Here is a 20,412-nt window from a genome sequence, read left to right as displayed (position 1 = left end):
TTGATAATACGAAATTTCTTAAAACCCATTAAGTAACCTATTATCTTTAAAATGGAAAGAACAATGGGATTGTTAAAACTAAGACAATTCCAACAAAAATTTGCAATAAAATTCCCATTAACACGAAATCTTTTGACTGATATTCACCAGCAGTCATTACAAGGGTATTGCTAGACGTAGCTTTAGGTGAAGATAATGCAACACTTGCAGCAATAGCAATTCCCATTAATATTGGAATTGGACTTACTCCTAATGTATTAGAACATAATAAGGCAATCGGAGCCATCACAATCGCAGTTACCCCATAAGGAATAAACGGACTTAAAAGCATCGTTAATAAATAAAAGCCAGCTAGCAAACCATACGGACCTGTATAATCAAAGAATATAGCAAACCAATCACTAATTAATCGTACACCGCCTGTATTCTCTAACGCCCGCACAATGCCCATCATCGCCGCAATTAATAAAACAGGCTCCCAATTAATCTTCTGATAAGCTTCTTCCATCGAACGTACACAACCGGTTACTACCATCAGCAGTGCGGCGATTACAACAGATAAGACAAATGGTATCGCGCCAATGGATAAGAGAATAGTCATCAAGGCTGTAATGGCAGCAGCTATAATCGGCGCCTTCGACTGAGTACGCTCCCGTTGCTCGACAACTTCTTCAGAGGCGCTTCCAATGACAATCATGTCTTCAAGATCCGCTGAAATACGCTCAATGTTTTTCCACTCTCCATGAATAAGAAGAGCATCACCTTGCTTTAGTCTTTCTGTCCCAACTTCTGTTTGAATATATTCGCCATTACGATTAATCGCTAATACGTTACAACGATATTTTTCACGAAACTGCATATCCATCAGTGTTTGATTTTCATAATTAGAGTTAGGCATAATTAAGATTTCCGTTAAACCAAATTTACTGCTCACGAAGTGCTTTTTAATTTGTTCTGGATTAAAGTGTTTATACTCTAATTCATAATCGACGGCTAACCGCTCTACATTCTCGACTTCCCCAAACACTAAAATAATATCATCTGGATGCAGTACTTCATCTGCTTTAGCGGAAATAACCGATTGCTTTGAAAGCAAAGGCAATTGCTTCTCTTTCGCTTTACGCTTAATTTCAATCAACGTAATTTCATACTGAAACGGAAGATGTAAATTAGCTAGTCTTTCTCCAACAATATCCGAGTTACCCGGTATGTGTAAATAATGCAGACGATCATATACTTTATACATGCCGGCTAATTCCCTAGCCGATAACTCCTTCACGCTGTTCCTCGCTGCTAATGGTTCTTCGGGCAGCAGCTTTCGCCCTAGTGTCAGCATAAATACTACACCTGCTGCAAAGGCCACAAGTCCGATAGGTGTAAAATCAAAAAACTTCAACTTTACGATGCCTTCGCTTTGTAAAATATAACTAATCAAGATATTCGGCGCTGTCCCAATTAAGGTAAGAACGGCACCTAAACTACTCGCATAAGCGAGCGGTAATAAATAGCGGGACGGGCTCATTTTTTTCTTCAAAGCCATGCTTACGACAATCGGAATTAAAATGACGACAATACCCGTTCCACTAAAAAAAGCACTAAGTAAGCCACCCGTTATCATCACAATAAGCAGCAGCTTTAATTCTGAACCTACACCGAATTTCAATAAATAATTTCCAACTTCGTCAACAAGCCCGCTATTAAAAATACCTGCACTTACGATAAATAAGGCAGCAAGCGTGATGACGACCGGATTCGCAAATCCCGCTAAAAGTTCCTCTAAAGATAAAATTCCAGTTAAACCTAGTACAACTAAGCCAACTAATGCAATCAAATCTGCTCTAAATTTTCCATATATAATACAAGCGATTGTACATACAAGTATGAGAACTGTTATAAACAAAGGCTGAGTCATCAAGCACCTCCGTATAGGCACACACAATATGTCCTATCCGTTTCCGTTTCTTTAATATAGTGTAACAAAAGAATATATCCCTTCTTTTTCTATCTTTTATTTGCTAATATGAGGAAGTATCATTTATTAGATAGGTTGATTAACATGAATAAAACTATTTCACGCAGAACATTTCTAAAAAAAAGTATTGCCTCTTTATTAACCATCACTGGTTTAGGAATTGGCGGAAAATACTACATCCATAATATTGAACCGCATTGGTTAAAAACCAACCATATTCCAATCAGTCACTCCTTCATTCCAAAAGGATTTCACGGTTTAAAAATGGTTCAGTTTAGCGACACACATTTAGGATTTCAGTTTCAATTAAAAGACTTACAAACACTTATCCAAAAAATAAATGCCCTGCAAGCGGATGTCATTATCTTTACAGGAGATTTAATGGACAAACCGGATAAATATAGGAATTATAAAGAAATTATTCCTGTGTTACAAAAGCTTCATGCTCCGTTAGGGAAATTCTGTGTATATGGAAACCACGATCACGGTGGTTATGGTTCTGAAATATACAAATCCATTATGGAAATGTGTGAATTTACTCTTCTACAAAACGCAAACATAGAGCTCTCTCTTTTATCAAAGGAATCTATTTATCTCACAGGTATTGACGACGCGATGCTCGGTCAGCCAGACTTTCCAGAAGCACTTTCTGGTATTCCTGAAAGTAAGTATACCATTCTATTATCTCATGCACCTGATTTAGCAGATACGGCAAAGAATTATCCAATTCACCTGCAAATAAGCGGCCATAGTCACGGTGGACAAGTGCAAATTCCGTTTTTTGGAGCACTTGTCACTCCACCTTTTGCCGAGAGATATCCGGAAGGCTTGTACAACATCGACTCCCTCACTTTATATGTCAACAGAGGAATCGGTACAACTCGCCTTCCTTATCGTTTTTTGTCGCGTCCAGAAATTACAGTGTATGAATTACACTCTCCACACATCTAGACTGATTCCTGCATGAATAATGACAAAATGCTGTACTAGCCAAAAAAAATGCTGTAGAAGAAATGACATAATCCATGTCATTTCTTCTGTTGCTTTACAAATTTATTTTCTTATTTATAATAACGACATCGCTACAATATTGCCAATAAAAAATACAAATATACAGCCTATAATCGAACTTGTTATATATAAAAAGGCTTTCATATACTGCTGTTTCCCGAGCAAAAATAGGCTTTCTGAACTAAACGTTGAAAACGTTGTGAAAGCTCCTAAAAAACCCGTCATACTAAACAATTGCCACGATAGATTTAACTCATTTCCCGCTGAAATACACACGCCTAATCCAAAAGAGCCCGCCAAATTAATAATCAAAATACTTAGTGGAATCGTACTTTCCGGTAAAATCCTCTTCAAATACGTTTGCACGCTATATCTTGCAATAGCTCCGATCATTCCGCCAATCCATACAAAAACAACATTCATCCTCGTTCTCCACTTCTTCTACCTAGAAATACATGTTGCCCAATGAAATAAGCGGTCAGTCCGCCTAACACCGTACACCCGATATATAATCCGCTAAGTAGGATTGACTCTCTCATTAAAGCCACCGCTTCAGCAGAGAACGTCGACATCGTCGTAAACCCTCCGCACAAACCGGTACCTAAAGCTAACTGCAGAATCTCTCCTCGATTTCGATTCATAAAATAACCCGTGACCCCCCCTAGCAAAAAACTACCAGCAATATTAATCAACAGGGTGCTCCATGGAAAAATGGGTGACGGCAGTACTTCTTGAATCATATAGCGCAATACGGCACCAGAGCCACCACCAATCCCAATAGCTAGTATTCGAATTAACATGTATACTCACCTCAAACTTCGCAATAAAGGGAAACTTCCATCCGTTTGGGGTTTCCTTCATCCCCACTGCCCACAGGTGGTTATTCACATTCTACGGTCACTAAAACCTCCACCTCAATCAAGTGACCGTACGAACCTGATTGGTGAAAGCTGACCTTTGAAAACCACAAAGTTACGTTCCTTGTATCTCGCTAATCAGACCTTTACTACAAATGCGAGTCAGCTGTTCGGCCCGTGATAAGCATAAGATAAAATACGGCGTTGGTCCAGTTTGCCACAGAGCCTTTCATCTTATGACCTCAAGTGGCTAGATGAGAGCAGTTATCCCCACTCACCTTCGTTGCTTCTTTCTAGGCTTGAATTGAGGTCTTATTGCCTGTTAAGTGCGGGATAAATATCATCATTATAACAGAATGGAGTGAAACAGGCTCTTTTCGGGGCAAATCCCATACACTATATAGAAAAGCATAAGCATGTAGATAGATTATTTGATAGGCTTTTCTAGCAACTTTCAATTAATGATAACCTATCTCTTCGCTCCTGCCATTCTACAAGGTGCGAAACTATATAGTTTTTCAAAAAGGAGGTTTTTATATGCAAACATATCCATACGCTTACCCTTCCTACTCTTATCTTCCTTACCCTTATTCTACTTATTCATCCTACCCGATTGATCGACACGCCCCTGAACAACATCACTATGGCGACGAAAGGTTTTTTCCTCTTGGGCTCGGCCTTGCCATACCAGCTGCGTTCATTGCAGGTTTAGCTGTTCCACTTCTCTGGAACCGTCCATTCTACCCGCCTTATCCTGGTTATTATGGCGGATTTGGTGCCCCAGGATTTGGTGACCCGGGATTTGGTGGTTATTACGGTGGATTCGGGGGGCAAGGAGTTCCTGCCTATCCGCCGCAAGTGACTGCACAAGCAGCAACATCAGATACTATAAATATTTATAATCGAACCCCTAGCCTGTAACAAACGGTATGTCTCTACCTCATTATATCTTTCAATCATACCTCACTTCTAGATTAGAAGTGAGGACTTTCATGATTTTTTGAAAAAGGTCGTAAAACTAAAACATTTCTTTTATAAATCTCAGAATGACTTTCTTAAATATTGGAAAGTGGTATAATGATGATGCATAGATATGTAAATGACTTACAAACTACATAGATTATCGAACTAACAATGCTATCAAAAAGAGCATAAAGCTCATGAAGAAAAGGAGTTCCTGTAATGAAAGATATGAAAGGACATTCTGAAATGGCAGATACCTCAACCGACTCCCTTGCGCAAGCAGTATTTATTGTCAACAAGCATGCAAAAACAGCTTTGGAGCCAAAGTATTTGTATGACTTAAAACGCCTCGCTTTAAATAAATTGTTGAAAGAAGGTAAAGCAAAGAAAATAGGTCTCCATTTCTCTGATAACCCTCGTTTTGCTGCACAACAATCCGACGTAATCGTTACATGCGGTGCATATGTCTTTCACCTTCCACCTACAAAGGAAGATTTAAAAATTTTACCCCATCTCGGTAACCGCTCAGCATCCATTCGGAACCCTAAAGCTGTTATGTCATTATCGAAAGCAAAACAAATACTACAATCTTATACTGGACAAGCAAAGGATCTACAATCTAAACCAGATATGAAGAAAAAGCAGAACAAAATGAACCAACCTAACCAGCGATACCACAACCCCTTTCCTTCATCTTTTTTAGGTAAAGGATCGAAATACTAGTTGGAAATCTAATGAATCTTTACTTCTTTAACATCATTGAACTGAGCTAAAGGTCACGATAAATCCCAATCGCCAATCATAAAAAAACGAGTTTAAGACTACACGTCTCAAACTCGTTTTTTTATGTAGATTTATCCCACGCTTAACAGGCAGTAAGCCCCCACCTCAAGCTTATGAGGAAACAAAGAAGAGAGGGCCCGTAAAGGTCCGATTGGTAAAATACAGTGAAACTTACCTTTGTGGTTTTCAAAGGTAAGCTTTCACCAATCAGGTTCATACGGTCACTTGATTGAAAGCGAAGCTTGAAATCTTAGTGACCGTAGAACGTGACTAACCATCAGTGGGGAATGAAAGAGCCGCCACTGATGGAAGTTTCACTTTATAAACTATATTCATCAATTAATTTAATTAAAGCAGTAATCTCAGGTTTACTAATTTGAGCATCCGCCCCAACAATTTGTCCTTTATGGCGAAGACTATCAGTAATTAATGAAGAGAAGATGATAACCGGCAGCTTGGATAATTCAGGATGCTGCTTAATTCTCTTCGTTAAATGATGTCCATCCATTTGCGGCATTTCAATATCCGTAATAACTAAATGCACTTCATCCGCCAGCGTTTTCCCTGATTCCACTATGCTTTCTAAATAATCTAATGCATCTTGTCCATTTTCAAAAAACTCCAAGTACTCAAAACCAGCTTCTGTTAACGTATCATGAAGCAATTTACGCAATAGCGGGGAATCCTCAGCCACAACCAATCTTGTTTGCGAATTCGAGCGTTTCCCTAGCTTTTTCACTTGCTGGATACTAATTCCTGTTTCTGGATTAATTTCAACGACAATTTTCTCAAAATCTAAAAGCAGAATCATGTCACCATTTAATTTAATGACCCCAATAATTTGGCCTTCAAGGCCTTGGTACATATCAGAAGGTTTTTCAATTTGCGTCCAAGAAATACGGTGTATTTGTGTAACCGAATGAACATGAAATACGACTTTTTGTTGATTAAACTCGGCCACAATAAACTTATCTTGTTTTGGATTTTCTGAAGCGGGGAAACCTAATGCGTCTGCCACATTCACAACAGGCAAAACTTCACCACGCAATTCAATAATTCCTTCTACATTAGGATGTGCGTGGGGCACAATAGTAATCGGAACAGGATTAATAATTTCTTTCACTTTAATGACATTAATCCCAAATTTATTTTTTCCAATACCAAATTCCACAATTTCTAATTCATTTGTCCCACTTTCTAACAAAATCCCTTTGTTCTCTTTCATATCCCTCGTCCTTCCTATTCAATTCCCATTTACTACATTTAATATACCATGTTTTGTCGCTGTCAAATCAGACAATTTAGTAAAAATGACCTATTTCACACAGAGAAACTTCACATATTGGAGATAGATTCCTTATTTCCATTCACTCCCCTGCTCTAACAATTCCCTTATACTACATAATTCGGATTCCAACACTAAATCGTTAATAGTAAATGCCAAAATATTTTTGTAATTGACTCTTATTCATCATTTTACTAATTATCAATGTTAGCAGTTAACATATTCATTAAACTAAAGGGGAAAATTAGTTATAAAACATAACATATAAATCATTATTGAAGGAATGATTAGAAGGTGTTAATATGATAAGCTTTATCGGGATTACTGATAAAAATAAGTTAGAAAAACATGTGTTTATAGACGATTTGAATTTCTCTAAATATAAATGGTTTTGGGTGGATTTTAATGAGCCTACTAAAGAAGAGCTAACACATTTAGAGAAAACTTTCCACTTTCATCCACTCGCTATTGAAGATTGTATACATACACTTCAAAGACCAAAATTAGATTATTATTATGATTATACTTTTTATACTACACATCTCGTTCGAGAAGAGGAAAGAGAAATCTTAAAAGAGGAGTTAGATTTTTTTGTAGGAGAAAACTTTATAGTGACTTTCCACCTTAATCCAGCAATAGAAGTTTCTCAAGTATGGGACAGATTACTATCTCAAAAAAATGTTGAGAAATGGGACACCTTCTATGTGTTTTATCAAATTTTAGACAAAATCGTGGATAATTACTTCCCATTAATTTATAAAATAGAAGAAAAATTAAATAAAATTGAAGATAATATACAAAATAAATCAATGAGTCATTTAATGAATGAACTGTTTGATACAAGATATATGTTGTTAAATCTAATGCATACCATTCATCCAATGCGTGATTTACTTTACCGTATGCTAAACTCTCACCATTTGAGCGGTGTAAAAAAAAGAAAAGAATACTTCTCTGATATTTACGACCATCTTTTGAAACTATCAGAAATGGTCATGTCGGATAGGGAAGTAACTGCAGATATAAGAGATAGTTATCTCTCATTAAACTCTCACCAAACAAATAATGTGATGAAAGTTCTTACCATTATAACTTCTATATTTGCCCCTTTAACACTGATTGCAGGGATTTTCGGGATGAATTTTGAATATATGCCCGAATTAACATGGAAATATGGTTATTTCTTTTCTCTTGGATTAATGGGAGTTATTGGAGTATCCATGTACTTTTGGTTTAAGAGGAAGGGGTGGTTTTAGGCTAGTGCGCCTTCCCCCCAGCCTATTAAACCGAAAGTCTGGCACCATAGCCTCAAATGTATATTATATACGGTTTAAAGAAAAGTTTTCCAAGTTTACAGCACTTTTGATTTTCGCGCTCTTTTTCTTTTTTGCTTGCTATTATTCAGCCAGCCTTTTTTCACAAAATACCAGAACATAAGCAGCGCGATTCCTCCCATCATAGCTAGTACAACAAAATAACCATAGCGCCAATTTAGCTCCGGCATAAAAGAAAAGTTCATACCATATACGCCAGCAATAAAAGTAAGAGGCATAAAAATCGTTGTAATAACCGTTAATGTCATCATCGTTTTATTCATATTATTCGAGTTAACGGATAAATAATTATCACGGATATCTGAAGAAAAATCACGATATGCTTCTAACATTTCCGCTAACTTCAATAAATGATCATATACATCATTAAAATAGGAATGCTGTTCTTGTAAATAACTAATCCGATCCGAGGAAGTCATTCGATACAATAAATCACGCATCGGCATAATTGTACGCCGTAACTTTGACAAGTCAGACCGTAGATCAAATAGCTGATCAATTAACTCTGCAATCGTCTCATTTTCTGTATTATCCTCGATCTGATTTAACTGATTTTCTATGCTGTACACCGTCGGATAATATTCATCGACAATATAATCAATCAACCCATGCATAAGAAAAAACGGACCTTTTTTCATGGAGATATCTTTTTTTAACCGCTCCCATACAACTGTTATCTCCTCCAATTCTTCATTATGAAACGTAACAAGCCATCGATTTCCAACAAACAAATCTAATTCAACCGATCGCAAATCTGCTTTTTTTAGCACATGCAGGATAATAAATTGATATGTTTCATAATAATCAATTTTAGGACGTTGAATGAAGTTATCTAAACAATCTTCAATGGCCAATGGATGAAATTGAAAAAAACGAGCCAACTCCTCCTGTTCCTCTTCATTTGGTTGAAAAAAATCAACCCAATACCAGTCTATATGTTGCTCATGAACATCTTCTAAAGATAAATTAGAAACAAACTCATGATTCTTTGTTATTGCACAAATATGTATCACATAACCAACCCTTTTGAATAATTTAACAATTAACCTTTATTATACTCTTCCATCTTGCTAATAGAAAAACAATTAAAAATAATGAAGATTTATTTTCTTTATTCCGTCATGAAATGATAAAATATATGCATATTCAAAGGAGGAATAAAATCAGATGGATCATATACTTAATCCTCTTGTCAAATCAGTGGAAATATCGGGAATACGCAAATTCTATAATATGGTAGCCGATATTGAAGGGACTATTTCGTTAACGATCGGACAACCAGATTTCCCGACACCACTTCATATAAAAGAGGCAGCTAAACAAGCAATTGACGAAAATTATACCGTGTATACACATAATGCTGGCTATTTAGAATTAAGAGAAGCAGCTCGTGAATATGTAAAGAAGAAATATGCTCTTTCCTATCGAGCAGAAGATGAAATTATCGTGACAACTGGGGCAAGTGAGGCCATTGATATCGCATTTAGAACTATTCTATTGCCTTGCACGGAAGTCATTCTGCCTGGACCTGTTTACCCTGGCTATGAACCGATTATAAAAATGTGTGGTGCGGTTCCAGTATATGCAGATACAACGCAAAATAATTTTCGGATGACAGCCGATGTGATCGAGCCCTACATAACAGAAGCTACTCGTTGTATTGTATTACCTTATCCATCTAATCCAACAGGCGTTACATTAACGAGCGCCGAATTAGAAGCTATCGCCGATCTTATTCGCGGCAAAGATATTATGATTTTAGCGGATGAAATTTATAGTGAATTAGTATACGACCAAGAACATGTTTCGATTGCTAGCTTCTTAAAAGAACAAACAATCGTGTTAAACGGCTTATCTAAATCTCATTCAATGACAGGATGGAGAATTGGCTTTTTATTTGCCCCGGCAAATATTTGTCAACATATTTTAAAAGTACATCAATACAACGTGACGTGCGCTTCATCGATTTCTCAGCGAGCAGCTCTAGCTGCGCTCACTACAGGATTTAATGACGCACTACCAATGAAAGAGGAATATGCCAAACGAAGAGACTATGTATATAATCGCCTTCAGGCAATGCAGTTAGACGTCGTTAAACCAAACGGTGCATTCTACTTTTTTGTTAAACTGCCAAAAGGCTATACCTCTTCTCTAGATTTTTGCCTGAAGCTTGTTCAACAAACAAAGGTCGCTGTCGTTCCTGGTGAAGCTTTCTCTTCACTCGGCGATGACTATTTCCGTATTTCTTATGCTTACTCTATGGAAACATTGAAAGAAGCACTCGATCGAATCGAAGCATTTTTACGATAAGAAAGCCAATGAGAAAGAAATAAGCATGCAGTCCATCACAGACTGCATGCTTATTTACGTTTCACTTGTAATATTTATACAATGCTTGTGTACCGCTGTTTTCCTCACCTGCTTCTGCAAGTTGGACATACAATGATTTACTTAAGGCAAGCCCTGGTGTATCCATCCCCATTTTATCGGCCTCTTCAAGCGCAATCGTCATATCTTTAATAAAGTGTTTAATATAAAACCCTGGTTCAAAATCCTCTTTCACCATCCGTGGCACAAGATTCGTTAACGACCAGCTGCTAGCCGCTCCAGTAGAAATACTTTGCAGCACACGGTCTGGATCTAATCCTGCTTTTTTCGCATACACAATCGCTTCTGTTACACCAATCATCGTTGAAGCAATCGTAATTTGGTTACACATTTTCGTATGTTGCCCAGCCCCTGCTTTCCCTTGGTAAATAATATTATTTCCCATAACTTCTAAAATCGGTTGAACCGTCTTAAAATCTTCTTCTTCACCGCCGACCATAATCGCAAGCTTGGCATCTCGCGCTCCAATATCCCCTCCTGACACAGGTGCATCAAGAGCTGCCATTCCTTTTTTCTTAGCCTCGCTCGCAATTCGCTCAGCTAAAGAGGGGGTAGACGTTGTCATATCAATCATATATGTATCAGGTTTACCGTTTACAATAAGTCCTTGCTCACCAAGATAAATATCCTCCACATCTTTCGGATAGCCAATCATCGTAATAATTACATTCGCATGCTGTGCTAGTTCTTTCGGTGTATCCGCCCATTTTGCCCCTTGATTCAGCAGCTCTTCTGCTTTTCCCTTTGTTCTCGTATACACATAGAGCTCGTATCCTGCTTTTAATAAATGATGGGCCATACTTTTTCCCATAACACCTGTACCAATAAAACCGATAATTGCATTCTCCTTCATTAGTACCAATCCCCTCACTCCCAACACGCTTGTTTAAATTGATTTAACCATACCGCCATCTACTAAATAAGACTGTCCTGTTAGATACGTATTCGCTCCTGAAACGAGGAACGTCACAAACTTAGCAAACTCCTCAGGTTCTCCATATCGGCCAAGAGGAATATTTTTCAGTAATTGCTGAGATAACTGTTCTTGTGTAGTTCCTTCTTTGTCAGCTCTTACTTTATCTAAATATTGAATACGATCCGTTGCAATTCGTCCTGGTCCAACTGTATTAATTAAAATATTGTCAGGACCTAATTCAACAGACAATGTTTTAGCTAACCCAACAATGGCTGTTCGAAACGTATTGGATAAAATCAACCCTTGAATCGGTTCTTTAATCGAAGAAGAAGCAATATTCACAATTCTTCCTCCCTTTTGCTTTAAATAAGGCAAGCTTTCACGAATCGTACGAATATAACTAAGTAAATTCAGCTCAAAAGATTGCTGCCAATGCTCATCACTCATATCTACAAACGTCCCAGCAGGCGGTCCTCCTGCATTATTGATTAAAATATCAATACTTCCAAACTCGTCTACCGTCTTTTTGACAAGGGCTTGGATATCTTCTAATTTCGAAAGATCTGTTACTGTATAAACAACTTTCCCTAATCCTAGCTTTTGCAGTTCTTCTTGGGCGTTAACAAGCTTCTCTTCATAACGGCCAACAAGCATCACATTACTGCCCTCTTTTATCAACTCTGCTGCAATCGCCTTCCCTAACCCTTGACTTGATGCTAAAATCAGCGCATTTTTATTCTCTAATTGAAAATCCATTGTCATCCTCCTAATGTTATCAATTTACTTCTATGACTACTATTATAGCTGTCTATTAGGAAAAATAGGGAAATAAACGCTCAAATTTTTTATTTATATACATGAAAAATAGCCGAATGGCTTTGTCCATTCGACATCAAAATCATAGCAGAGATTCGCTAACATACATCATTCAGTGCTTGCTGAATAAATTGTTGGACATCCTCCGCTGTTTCCATATGTAATATAGTCTCTGCCAGCTTTCTCATTTCTATTTGTGAAAGCTGATGAATATAAGAACGAACTTGTAAGATGGAAGCAGCATTCATGGAAAACTCCTCTACACCCAGCCCTAATAAAATAGGGATTGCTACTGGATCTGCTGCCATTTCGCCACATAAACCTACCCATTTACCTTGATTATGAGCGGCATCAATCACCATTTTAATTAAGCGAAAAATAGCTGGATTGTATGGTTGATATAAATAAGCTACTCGTTCATTTAGACGATCCGCTGCCATCGTATACTGAATAAGGTCATTTGTACCAATACTAAAGAAATCAACTTCCTTCGCAAACACATCCGCCATAATTGCCGTCGCCGGTACCTCTACCATCATCCCAATCTCAATGTTCTCGTTTACCTGCGTTCCGGCATCCAGCAGCTCTTGCTTCACTTTATTCAAGAGCATTTTAGCTGTACGTAACTCTGTTAAAGTCGTAACCATTGGGAACATAATTTTTAAATGACCAAAGACGCTCGCACGAAGCAATGCTCGTAATTGCGTCTCAAATTGAACAGGCTCTTTTAACGAGTAACGAATCGCTCTATATCCTAAAAAAGGATTACTTTCATAAGGGAGATGTAGGTGCGGAACGTCTTTATCCCCCCCAACATCTAATGTGCGAATGACAACTGGCTTTCCTTGCATGCCTACTAAAATTGCCTTATACGTTTGAAACTGTTTTTCTTCACTCGGTAACTCATTTCTCCCCATAAATAAAAATTCCGTACGAAATAATCCTACACCTTCCGCACCATTGAAGAGAACGCTGCTTCCCTCTTTCTCTGAAACGATGTTCGCTGCTAAAGTTACTTGATGCCCGTCTTTAGTTACAGTTGGTTGATGAACAAAATGATCCCATTTGCTTGTTATAGCTTGTTCCGCAATTTGTTCCGACTCATAGCGCTTCATCAATTCAGAGGTTGGATTAATATGGACCTGTCCTCTGAATCCATCAATAATCACCATATCACCATGATTAATAGCAGCTAGCCCTTCTTTTACTCCTACAATCGCTGGAATATTAAGAGAGCGGGCAATGATAGCGGAATGCGATGAACTGGCTCCGCGTTCCGTGGCGAAGCCTTTTACATAGAGAGGATTTAATCGAGCAGTATCTGACGGTGTCAAGTCATTTGCAATAATGATGACGTCCTCGGCTATTAAACTTGGATTAGGCAGATGAACACCAAGAAGATGAGCTAACAACCGCATTTTCACATCATAAAGGTCAATTGCGCGTTCCCTAATCAATAGATTATCATTCTGCTCAAACATCATCATAAACATATCGACCGTTTCCTGCAGCGCAAACTCAGCATTGATTTGTTCTGTTTGAATTTTATGTTGAATAGAAAGCAAAAATTCTGGATCTTCTAGTATAAGTAAATGAGCATCAAAGATGGCTGCGTGATCATCACCAACATGCTGTTCTGCTTTTGCCCGTATCATCTTGAGCTCAGCTCGTGACTTATGTATCATTTCTTGAAAACGGGCAATTTCCGCATCACTGTTTTCAATCGTTCTTCTTTCGACAAACAATATAGGTTCGTCGAGTCGATACGCTTTTGCAATGGCTATTCCAGCAGAAGCGGCGACTCCACTTAATAGAGTGGACATATTAATGAGCTAAACCTTCTTTATCCAGCGTCTCCGTAAGCGTTTTAATCGCATCATTTTCGTCGCTGCCGGTAGCTGTAATCGTGATATCCGCATTTTTACCAACACCTAAAGACATTACACCCATAATAGACTTAAGGTTCACTGTTCTCCCTTTATATTCCAATGTAATTTCTGAATCGAATTTACCAGCCGCCTGTACTAATAACGTTGCTGGACGCGCATGAATGCCTGTTTCCGCAACTACTTTAAACTTTTTTTCTATCATATCAATCTAACCCCTTTATTAAGATGATCAACAAATTAGGAAAGCCTTTTCTTTTAAATGAACAAGGAACAATCCTTCATTCTTCAGAATAGCATTACTACTTGTTACAAACAAACGAAAATCCAAACAAATAGTAAAAAATCAAGAAATTCTTATTAAAATCCATTTAAAAATCTCGTTTATAAATAATTTGTTTATAAATCTAATTGTGCATTCTTCGTAAAAAACACTTTATAGCTAAGCAGAATAAAGATAATAACGGTTAACGAGACAAGATTTTTCCGCTATCAATATCTTTCATACGATTCAACAGTCGTAGCAACGTCGTTTTTCCTGCCCCGCTTTCTCCTACAAGACAAGTGACAACGCCCGACTTCATTTCAAGATAATCGAGGTTAATAATACCTTTATAAACGACCTTTTCTAAAACCAACATCTCTCCATATGCCCCTTTACTTTTCCCCTTCATTTAACTACACTATAACTTTAGTAAGAATATACGTTTTCTTTCTGTATCTTAATTCAATCATCGGAAATGTACAACCAATATAAATGGAGGTCCCTTATGCTACAATCCTATTTAAAATATATCCTACTTGCATGTATGAGTATCCTTTTACTAACCGCTTGTAGTGAAACAGAAACAATAGAAAACAAAACAGAGAACGCAACAGCACAACAAACTAACTCTACTAATAAGGAGGAAACCGTTCAAGAAAAGAAAGGAAGCACCTTCACCGCAGAAATCGTTAAAGTCGTCGATGGAGATACCGTGAAAATTAAGCTGCCAAACGGCAACGAAGAAACGGTCCGCTTACTTCTTATCGATACACCGGAAACCGTTCATCCATCCAAAGGTGTTCAACCCTTTGGACCAGAAGCAAGTCAATTTTCAAAAGAATTAATGCCTACTGGTTCTAAAGTGGAAGTCGAAACCGGCATTAGCGAGCGAGATAAATACGGACGCTTGCTTGCCTACTTTTATGTAGATGGCAAAATGGTCAACAAAATGCTGCTTGAAAAAGGACTTGCACGAGTAGCCTATGTGTATGCTCCCAATACAAAATATTTAGATGAACTAGAAGCAGTACAGAAAGAAGCCCAAAAGAAAGCCATTGGCATTTGGTCCATCGAAAATTATGTAACATCAAAAGGATTTAATGATTCAATTGCAGATACAAAAGACAAAACGCAAAAAGAGCCTACTGTTAATGAACAAACTTGCGCAAACCCAACTATTAAAGGAAATATTAATTCAAAAGGAGATAAAATCTATCATCTTCCTTCCGGTGCACACTACGATGTAACAAAAGCAGAAGAAATGTTTTGTACCGAAGAAGAAGCAAAAGCAGCTGGGTTCCGTCCATCACAACGCTAAAACAGCAGCTAAAAAACAAAGTAAACGGCCAGCTCTCTATAAGCCGGCCGTTTACCTTAACTACGCGCTTCATCTAAATATGTATACACGACTTCCCCATTATGCTTCGCTTCTCCACGAAAATGTTTAAAATCTTCTCGCTTCACAAGCTGTTGTCGAAACGTCATAAAATGCTCCTTTGTTACTTTATACTCCTGAATATCCCGATTCGCTAATTGATTAAGAATTGTTTGTACGTCTTGTTCGTTCATTGTATATACCACCATTCCTTTATCCTTTTCTTCTAAGTTCTGTTCAATAACATTGTTCTAAAAACCTTTCTCATTGTAGCACATGTCCACTTCCTAAAATATTTTTTGAATTTTTTGTAATTTTTTCTACTATTTTCTTTACGAACCGTAAAAAATAGTGCAAACTGTATAGTAAACTATTTATCTTCGTCAAATGAATAGTGTTTTTAATCCACCTCGCAATCGACTCTTAAATAATTTTGTAGTCGACAGACCAAAACAGCATATACATAGTTTAACCCTCTTTTTTGGTCCATTAATCTGAACTATGAAAGGATGATCGCAATGAAAAAAGCAGAAGTAGGTAATATTATTGAATTTCGCGAAGGTTTACAAGGCATCGTTGAGAAAGTAAATGAAAACTCTGTCATTGTCGATGTGACCTATATGGACAATTATCGCGATTTAGAGCTTGAACAAAAAACAGTTGTCAACCATAAAAACTACACAATCATTAAATAATTTCCCAGTATACAACACAACAGTTGTACATCCCTCAACTCTGTAGACAAAAATGCCTAATTTGTGACATTTGTGCTTATATTTACACATTCTTATGACTCCTTTCTAAAAGAAACATCTATAATAGAAGGGACCTGTCGTAAATATTCTTGCTCATAGACACAAGAGACATTTCAGAAAGTTGAGGGAAAACAGTATGACAAAATGGACATCAATCTTATCAGGAGTTGCTGTGGCAACATTAGTATTAACAGGATGCGGCACAGCAGATAAAGAAGAAGTAAATGAAAAGCAAAATGATTCATCACAAGCTGAAGAAACGAATGAAAACCAAAATGGCTCTTCAGAAAATGAGAAGACAAATGAAGAACAATCCAACGAAGTACGCGTCATGGAAACAAATTTAACGTATACATTAAACAAAGAAAGCAAAGAAGAAACAGCTTTCTTAAAAACAAGCGACAACCAACCATTTAATATGTACGTACTTCCGGAATTTGAATTAAGTGCTGAAGAACCCGGCAAAGATCTCGTTTTTTTATCTGAAAATGATGCTATTTCGATGCGTATTGAGCTATTACCAGAAGGTACAGATTTAGTAGAAACAGAAAAATATATGAAAACGTTCCTTAGCAGTATTTCAGAATCGATTTCTGATCCGAAGCTCCAGATTGAAAATGGTGTCAGTTATGAAGTAGTGACACCAGATAATGAAGTCGTTACCTCCGTTTTACTCAAAAATGAGAAGGCTCCTGTTCTTCTTACAATGTTTACAACAAAAGAAGCAGATTATCGAGATGCCTTTTTAGAAATGGCAAAAACGATTCTTGCAAAAAAATAAAACGCCGACAAGAGAAAGGCGCAAATAGCTCCTTTCTCTTGTCTATTCATTCAACCTTACTTCGCCAAACGAGCACTAAGAAAAGTAAACTGATGTACCCAAACAATGGATATAAATAGCCAATTAATCTCCCATAGCCTACCTCACTAATAAAAAAGGCAATCATAAACAAGAGAAGAATAATACAAATACTTGGCACTTTCCAAAACCCACTAATTTGTCGTTCTAAACCAAATATATTTCCAATAACTGACGTAAAAATTTCCCCATAGATTACAAGAATAAATACCCAATATAAAGCCTCTCCTGCTGATTTCATAATAATAGCGGAAGGAATTTCATAATCCGCTATATTAGGCAAAGTCATTAAGGCAAAATGACCCGATAACAAAATGATAGTGAGAAAGATTCCTCCAAGCATGCCGCCGCGCTTAATGGTTTCCTGATCTTGAACTTCATAGGCAATCGGCACAAGTACCGCTTGCGCCAGTGCTAAATTAAAAGCCGTGTACGAAAAAGGAGAAACTAACACTTTTACCGTCATTCCTGTTTCTGGTATGTGCAATAACGATTCCCAAAAACCCCCGTTTCCAATCGTTAACACACATAAAAGTACACTAAAACTAATCATGATTGGCACAACAAATGAATTAATCGCAAATAATCCCCGCGTTCCAAATATTAGAACTGCGATTGCGAGCACAATCGTTAACCAAACACCAATATGTTTGGACATTCCTAACTGTTCCTCAAAGACAGCTCCTGCTCCGGAAAGCATCACGGCACTAACCCCTACCAGCATCGCTAAAAATAGCAAATTGATAATAGAAGCAATCTTTTTACCAAATAAATATTCATTAAACTCCTCATAAGAGGCCGCATGAATTTGGGAAGAAATAAGCATCATTTTTGTTCCTATAAAGATAAATAAATAACCTGCTATTAAAATCCCTAAAAAGCCGTATAGGCCGTATTGGGTAAAAAATTCAACAATTTCCTTTCCAGTTGCAAAACCGGCACCTACAATGGTTCCAACATAAACCGCCGCAATCTGAAAAACTCCTGCCCACCGTGACAACATCCCTTCGCCTCCTTATTATCCCATCTATATGTGTAGAGAAGGCGTTTTAGACAAGCTTATTACGGATTTTGCGAAAAGAAAGCCCATTACGGTGCGCTGCCCCCCCTTTAGAGATGGGAGTGGTCAGATATCATTATATATTTAAGACTCTATTATCAAACTCTGTTGGTTAGCATAAAGTGAAACTTCCATCAATAAAAAAAGCTAATCGCGTAGATTAGCTTTTCCCTGCTTATAGAGCCTTGTCATCAACGGTCGCTAACCAAGCATCAATAGTAGCAACAACCTCTTGAACGGTTCCATCTTCAAATGGTGATTTTAAGTTAGCTGCCTCAACAAGACCGAGAAATGAGCGACTGCCACCTAAATCGCATAAATGTAAATAATCGTCCCAAGCGGTACGATCTCCTTCTATAGCTCGTTTCCAAAATTGAAACGCACAAATTTGCGCCAGCGTATAGTCAATATAATAGAAAGGAGAATTATAAATATGTGCTTGACGCTGCCAAAAGCCACCCTTTTCTAAAAAAGGATTGCCATCATAATCACGGTGCGGCAAATATTTTTTCTCAATCTGTCTCCATGCTTGCTTTCTTTCATCTGGTGTTGCCTCAGGGTTCTCATATACAAAATGCTGAAACTCATCGACAGCTACACCGTATGGTAAAAACACTAACGCAGAGCTTAAATGAGAAAACTTATATTTATCGGTGTCTTCCTTAAAGAATAATTCCATCCACGGCCAAGTCAAAAATTCCATACTCATTGAATGAATTTCACATGCCTCATAAGTAGGCCAATAATATTCAGGAATATCTTGCAAGCGACTTCGATAGACTTGGAAGGCATGCCCTGCTTCATGCGTTAATACATCGATATCCCCAGATGTACCATTGAAATTTGAGAAAATATACGGAGCTTTGTAATCTTCAATAAATGTACAATACCCACCGCTTTCTTTTCCTTTTTTCGCAACTAAATCCATCAACTCATTGTCTACCATAAAGTCAAAAAACTCTTTCGTTTCTGCAGAAAGCTCACTATACATTTTTTTACCGTTCGCAATAATCCAATGAGCATTTCCCTTTGGCGTTGCGTTTCCTGTTTTAAATTCAAAGTTTTCATCAAAAAACTTTAAAGTCTCAACACCGATACGCTCTTGTTGACGTTTCTTTAAACGGCTCACAAGGGGTACGATAACTTCCTCCACTTGCTTCCGAAACTTAGCAACCATTTCCGCGTTGTAATCTGTTCGGGCCATGCGGTAATATCCAAGTTCCACAAAGTTCTTATACCCCAGCTTCGTCGCTATTTCATGACGTACTTTTACGAGCTCATCAAAAATTTGATCGAGCTTTGCTTCATTGGATGCCAAAAACTGATAGTACGCATCACTTGCGCTCTTCCGCAGCTCGCGATTCGGCGACTCCATAAATGGCTGTAATTGAGCAAGCGTACGCTCCTCTCCTTCAAATTCGATTTTCGCTGAAGCAATAAGTTGTGAATATTCACTAGACAGCTTATTTTCCTTTTGCAATAACGGAATAACCGTTGGCGAAAATGTTTTTAACTGAGCTTCTGCTAGTTTAAACAGCTGAGGTCCCCACTTAGCTTCAAGCTCTTCCCTAAATGGAGAACGTACCAGCTCTTCATAAAACAACGATGTTACTTCTTCCATCTCTGGAGCGAACTCATCTAAATAGTCATTTTCCACTTTATAAAATTCATCGTGTGTATTAATCGAATGACGAATGTGAGCAATGTTAAACATCGTGCTCACAGAATTGCGCATTTGATTAGTATCTTGTACGGCTTCCATTTGTTCATCAGCATTCTTTGCCTCTTTAAACTTCTCCATAGCGGAAGAAAATAGCTCTTTCACTTCCTCTATTTGTGGACGCTTATACTCATATTCCATAAATGTCATGCTCGCACTCCCTTTTC

Annotated in this window: 21 protein-coding genes; 8 read left to right on the top strand and 13 right to left on the bottom strand. The window is 37.6% G+C overall.

Annotated features, from left to right (window positions below):
* Nucleotides 1-46: 46 nt before the first annotated feature.
* Nucleotides 47-1,912: an SLC13 family permease gene (locus ACE199_RS01270; protein ID WP_375348280.1), complete on the bottom strand. Its 1,866-nt coding sequence runs from the start codon at nt 1,910-1,912 to the stop codon at nt 47-49.
* A 144-nt stretch (nt 1,913-2,056) separates the two neighbouring features.
* On the opposite strand from ACE199_RS01270, the gene ACE199_RS01265 reads away from it, so the two are divergent.
* Nucleotides 2,057-2,923, top strand: coding sequence for a metallophosphoesterase (locus ACE199_RS01265; protein ID WP_375348279.1), 867 nt, complete (start codon nt 2,057-2,059; stop codon nt 2,921-2,923).
* 114 nt (nt 2,924-3,037) lie between these two features.
* On the opposite strand, the gene crcB is transcribed toward ACE199_RS01265, so the two are convergent.
* Both crcB and ACE199_RS01255 read right to left on the bottom strand, forming a co-directional pair.
* A complete protein-coding gene (crcB, locus tag ACE199_RS01260; protein WP_375348278.1) occupies nt 3,038-3,406 on the bottom strand; it encodes a fluoride efflux transporter CrcB in 369 nt (122 codons plus the stop codon).
* On the bottom strand, nt 3,403-3,783 hold the full coding sequence (locus ACE199_RS01255) for a fluoride efflux transporter FluC (protein ID WP_375348277.1): 381 nt from the start codon (nt 3,781-3,783) through the stop codon (nt 3,403-3,405). The genes crcB and ACE199_RS01255 overlap by 4 nt, the downstream gene beginning before the upstream one ends.
* Nucleotides 3,784-4,377: 594 nt before the next feature.
* On the opposite strand from ACE199_RS01255, the gene ACE199_RS01250 reads away from it, so the two are divergent.
* Nucleotides 4,378-4,761 (top strand): hypothetical protein, encoded by a 384-nt coding sequence (locus ACE199_RS01250; RefSeq protein WP_375348276.1) that lies wholly within the window; start codon nt 4,378-4,380, stop codon nt 4,759-4,761.
* A 261-nt stretch (nt 4,762-5,022) separates the two neighbouring features.
* Nucleotides 5,023-5,526: a YkyB family protein gene (locus ACE199_RS01245; protein ID WP_375348275.1), complete on the top strand. Its 504-nt coding sequence runs from the start codon at nt 5,023-5,025 to the stop codon at nt 5,524-5,526.
* Nucleotides 5,527-5,905: 379 nt separating this feature from the next.
* Here the strand turns inward: ACE199_RS01245 and ACE199_RS01240 are convergent, their stop codons facing one another.
* Nucleotides 5,906-6,811 (bottom strand): chemotaxis protein, encoded by a 906-nt coding sequence (locus ACE199_RS01240; protein ID WP_127759632.1) that lies wholly within the window; start codon nt 6,809-6,811, stop codon nt 5,906-5,908.
* 362 nt (nt 6,812-7,173) lie between these two features.
* Between ACE199_RS01240 and corA (ACE199_RS01235) the strand changes: the two genes are divergently transcribed.
* Nucleotides 7,174-8,127, top strand: coding sequence for a magnesium/cobalt transporter CorA (gene corA, locus ACE199_RS01235; protein WP_375348274.1), 954 nt, complete (start codon nt 7,174-7,176; stop codon nt 8,125-8,127).
* 95 nt (nt 8,128-8,222) lie between these two features.
* Here the strand turns inward: corA (ACE199_RS01235) and corA (ACE199_RS01230) are convergent, their stop codons facing one another.
* A complete protein-coding gene (corA, locus tag ACE199_RS01230) occupies nt 8,223-9,218 on the bottom strand; it encodes a magnesium/cobalt transporter CorA (RefSeq protein WP_375348273.1) in 996 nt (331 codons plus the stop codon).
* A 154-nt stretch (nt 9,219-9,372) separates the two neighbouring features.
* Here corA (ACE199_RS01230) and ACE199_RS01225 point away from each other — a divergent pair, with 154 nt between their 5' ends.
* Entirely contained in the window at nt 9,373-10,515 is a 1,143-nt protein-coding gene (locus ACE199_RS01225; RefSeq protein WP_375348272.1) for an aminotransferase A, read from the top strand.
* 61 nt (nt 10,516-10,576) lie between these two features.
* Here the strand turns inward: ACE199_RS01225 and ACE199_RS01220 are convergent, their stop codons facing one another.
* The 5 genes from ACE199_RS01220 to ACE199_RS01200 all read right to left on the bottom strand — a co-directional run bounded on the left by ACE199_RS01220 (nt 10,577) and on the right by ACE199_RS01200 (nt 14,852).
* Nucleotides 10,577-11,446, bottom strand: coding sequence for an NAD(P)-dependent oxidoreductase (locus ACE199_RS01220; RefSeq protein WP_375348271.1), 870 nt, complete (start codon nt 11,444-11,446; stop codon nt 10,577-10,579).
* A gap of 33 nt (nt 11,447-11,479) precedes the next feature.
* Entirely contained in the window at nt 11,480-12,265 is a 786-nt protein-coding gene (locus ACE199_RS01215; RefSeq protein ID WP_375348270.1) for an SDR family oxidoreductase, read from the bottom strand.
* A gap of 158 nt (nt 12,266-12,423) precedes the next feature.
* Nucleotides 12,424-14,148 (bottom strand): phosphoenolpyruvate--protein phosphotransferase, encoded by a 1,725-nt coding sequence (ptsP, locus tag ACE199_RS01210; protein WP_375348269.1) that lies wholly within the window; start codon nt 14,146-14,148, stop codon nt 12,424-12,426.
* A 1-nt stretch (nt 14,149) separates the two neighbouring features.
* Nucleotides 14,150-14,416, bottom strand: coding sequence for a phosphocarrier protein HPr (locus ACE199_RS01205; protein ID WP_119116119.1), 267 nt, complete (start codon nt 14,414-14,416; stop codon nt 14,150-14,152).
* A 262-nt stretch (nt 14,417-14,678) separates the two neighbouring features.
* Nucleotides 14,679-14,852 (bottom strand): ATP-binding cassette domain-containing protein, encoded by a 174-nt coding sequence (locus ACE199_RS01200; protein ID WP_375348268.1) that lies wholly within the window; start codon nt 14,850-14,852, stop codon nt 14,679-14,681.
* Between the two features lie 129 nt (nt 14,853-14,981).
* On the opposite strand from ACE199_RS01200, the gene ACE199_RS01195 reads away from it, so the two are divergent.
* Entirely contained in the window at nt 14,982-15,794 is an 813-nt protein-coding gene (locus ACE199_RS01195) for a thermonuclease family protein (protein WP_375348267.1), read from the top strand.
* A 56-nt stretch (nt 15,795-15,850) separates the two neighbouring features.
* On the opposite strand, the gene ACE199_RS01190 is transcribed toward ACE199_RS01195, so the two are convergent.
* On the bottom strand, nt 15,851-16,045 hold the full coding sequence (locus ACE199_RS01190; RefSeq protein WP_127759623.1) for an abortive phage infection protein: 195 nt from the start codon (nt 16,043-16,045) through the stop codon (nt 15,851-15,853).
* Between the two features lie 324 nt (nt 16,046-16,369).
* On the opposite strand from ACE199_RS01190, the gene ACE199_RS01185 reads away from it, so the two are divergent.
* The gene (locus ACE199_RS01185) at nt 16,370-16,546 is read left to right on the top strand and encodes a YkvS family protein (RefSeq protein WP_127759622.1); all 177 of its coding nucleotides are present in this window, start codon (nt 16,370-16,372) and stop codon (nt 16,544-16,546) included.
* 196 nt (nt 16,547-16,742) lie between these two features.
* Nucleotides 16,743-17,387, top strand: coding sequence for a hypothetical protein (locus ACE199_RS01180; protein WP_375348266.1), 645 nt, complete (start codon nt 16,743-16,745; stop codon nt 17,385-17,387).
* Between the two features lie 46 nt (nt 17,388-17,433).
* Here the strand turns inward: ACE199_RS01180 and ACE199_RS01175 are convergent, their stop codons facing one another.
* Entirely contained in the window at nt 17,434-18,468 is a 1,035-nt protein-coding gene (locus tag ACE199_RS01175) for a YkvI family membrane protein (RefSeq protein ID WP_375348265.1), read from the bottom strand.
* A 232-nt stretch (nt 18,469-18,700) separates the two neighbouring features.
* Nucleotides 18,701-20,395, bottom strand: coding sequence for a M3 family oligoendopeptidase (locus tag ACE199_RS01170; RefSeq protein WP_375348264.1), 1,695 nt, complete (start codon nt 20,393-20,395; stop codon nt 18,701-18,703).
* Between the last annotated feature and the right edge of the window lie 17 nt (nt 20,396-20,412).

Origin of the sequence: Peribacillus sp. Hz7, assembly GCF_042136355.1 — a bacterium.
Taxonomy (GTDB): domain Bacteria; phylum Bacillota; class Bacilli; order Bacillales; family DSM-1321; genus Peribacillus; species Peribacillus asahii_A.
The sequence above is the reverse complement of the archived record's forward strand: the minus strand, read 5'-3'. Positions and strand labels throughout refer to the sequence as shown.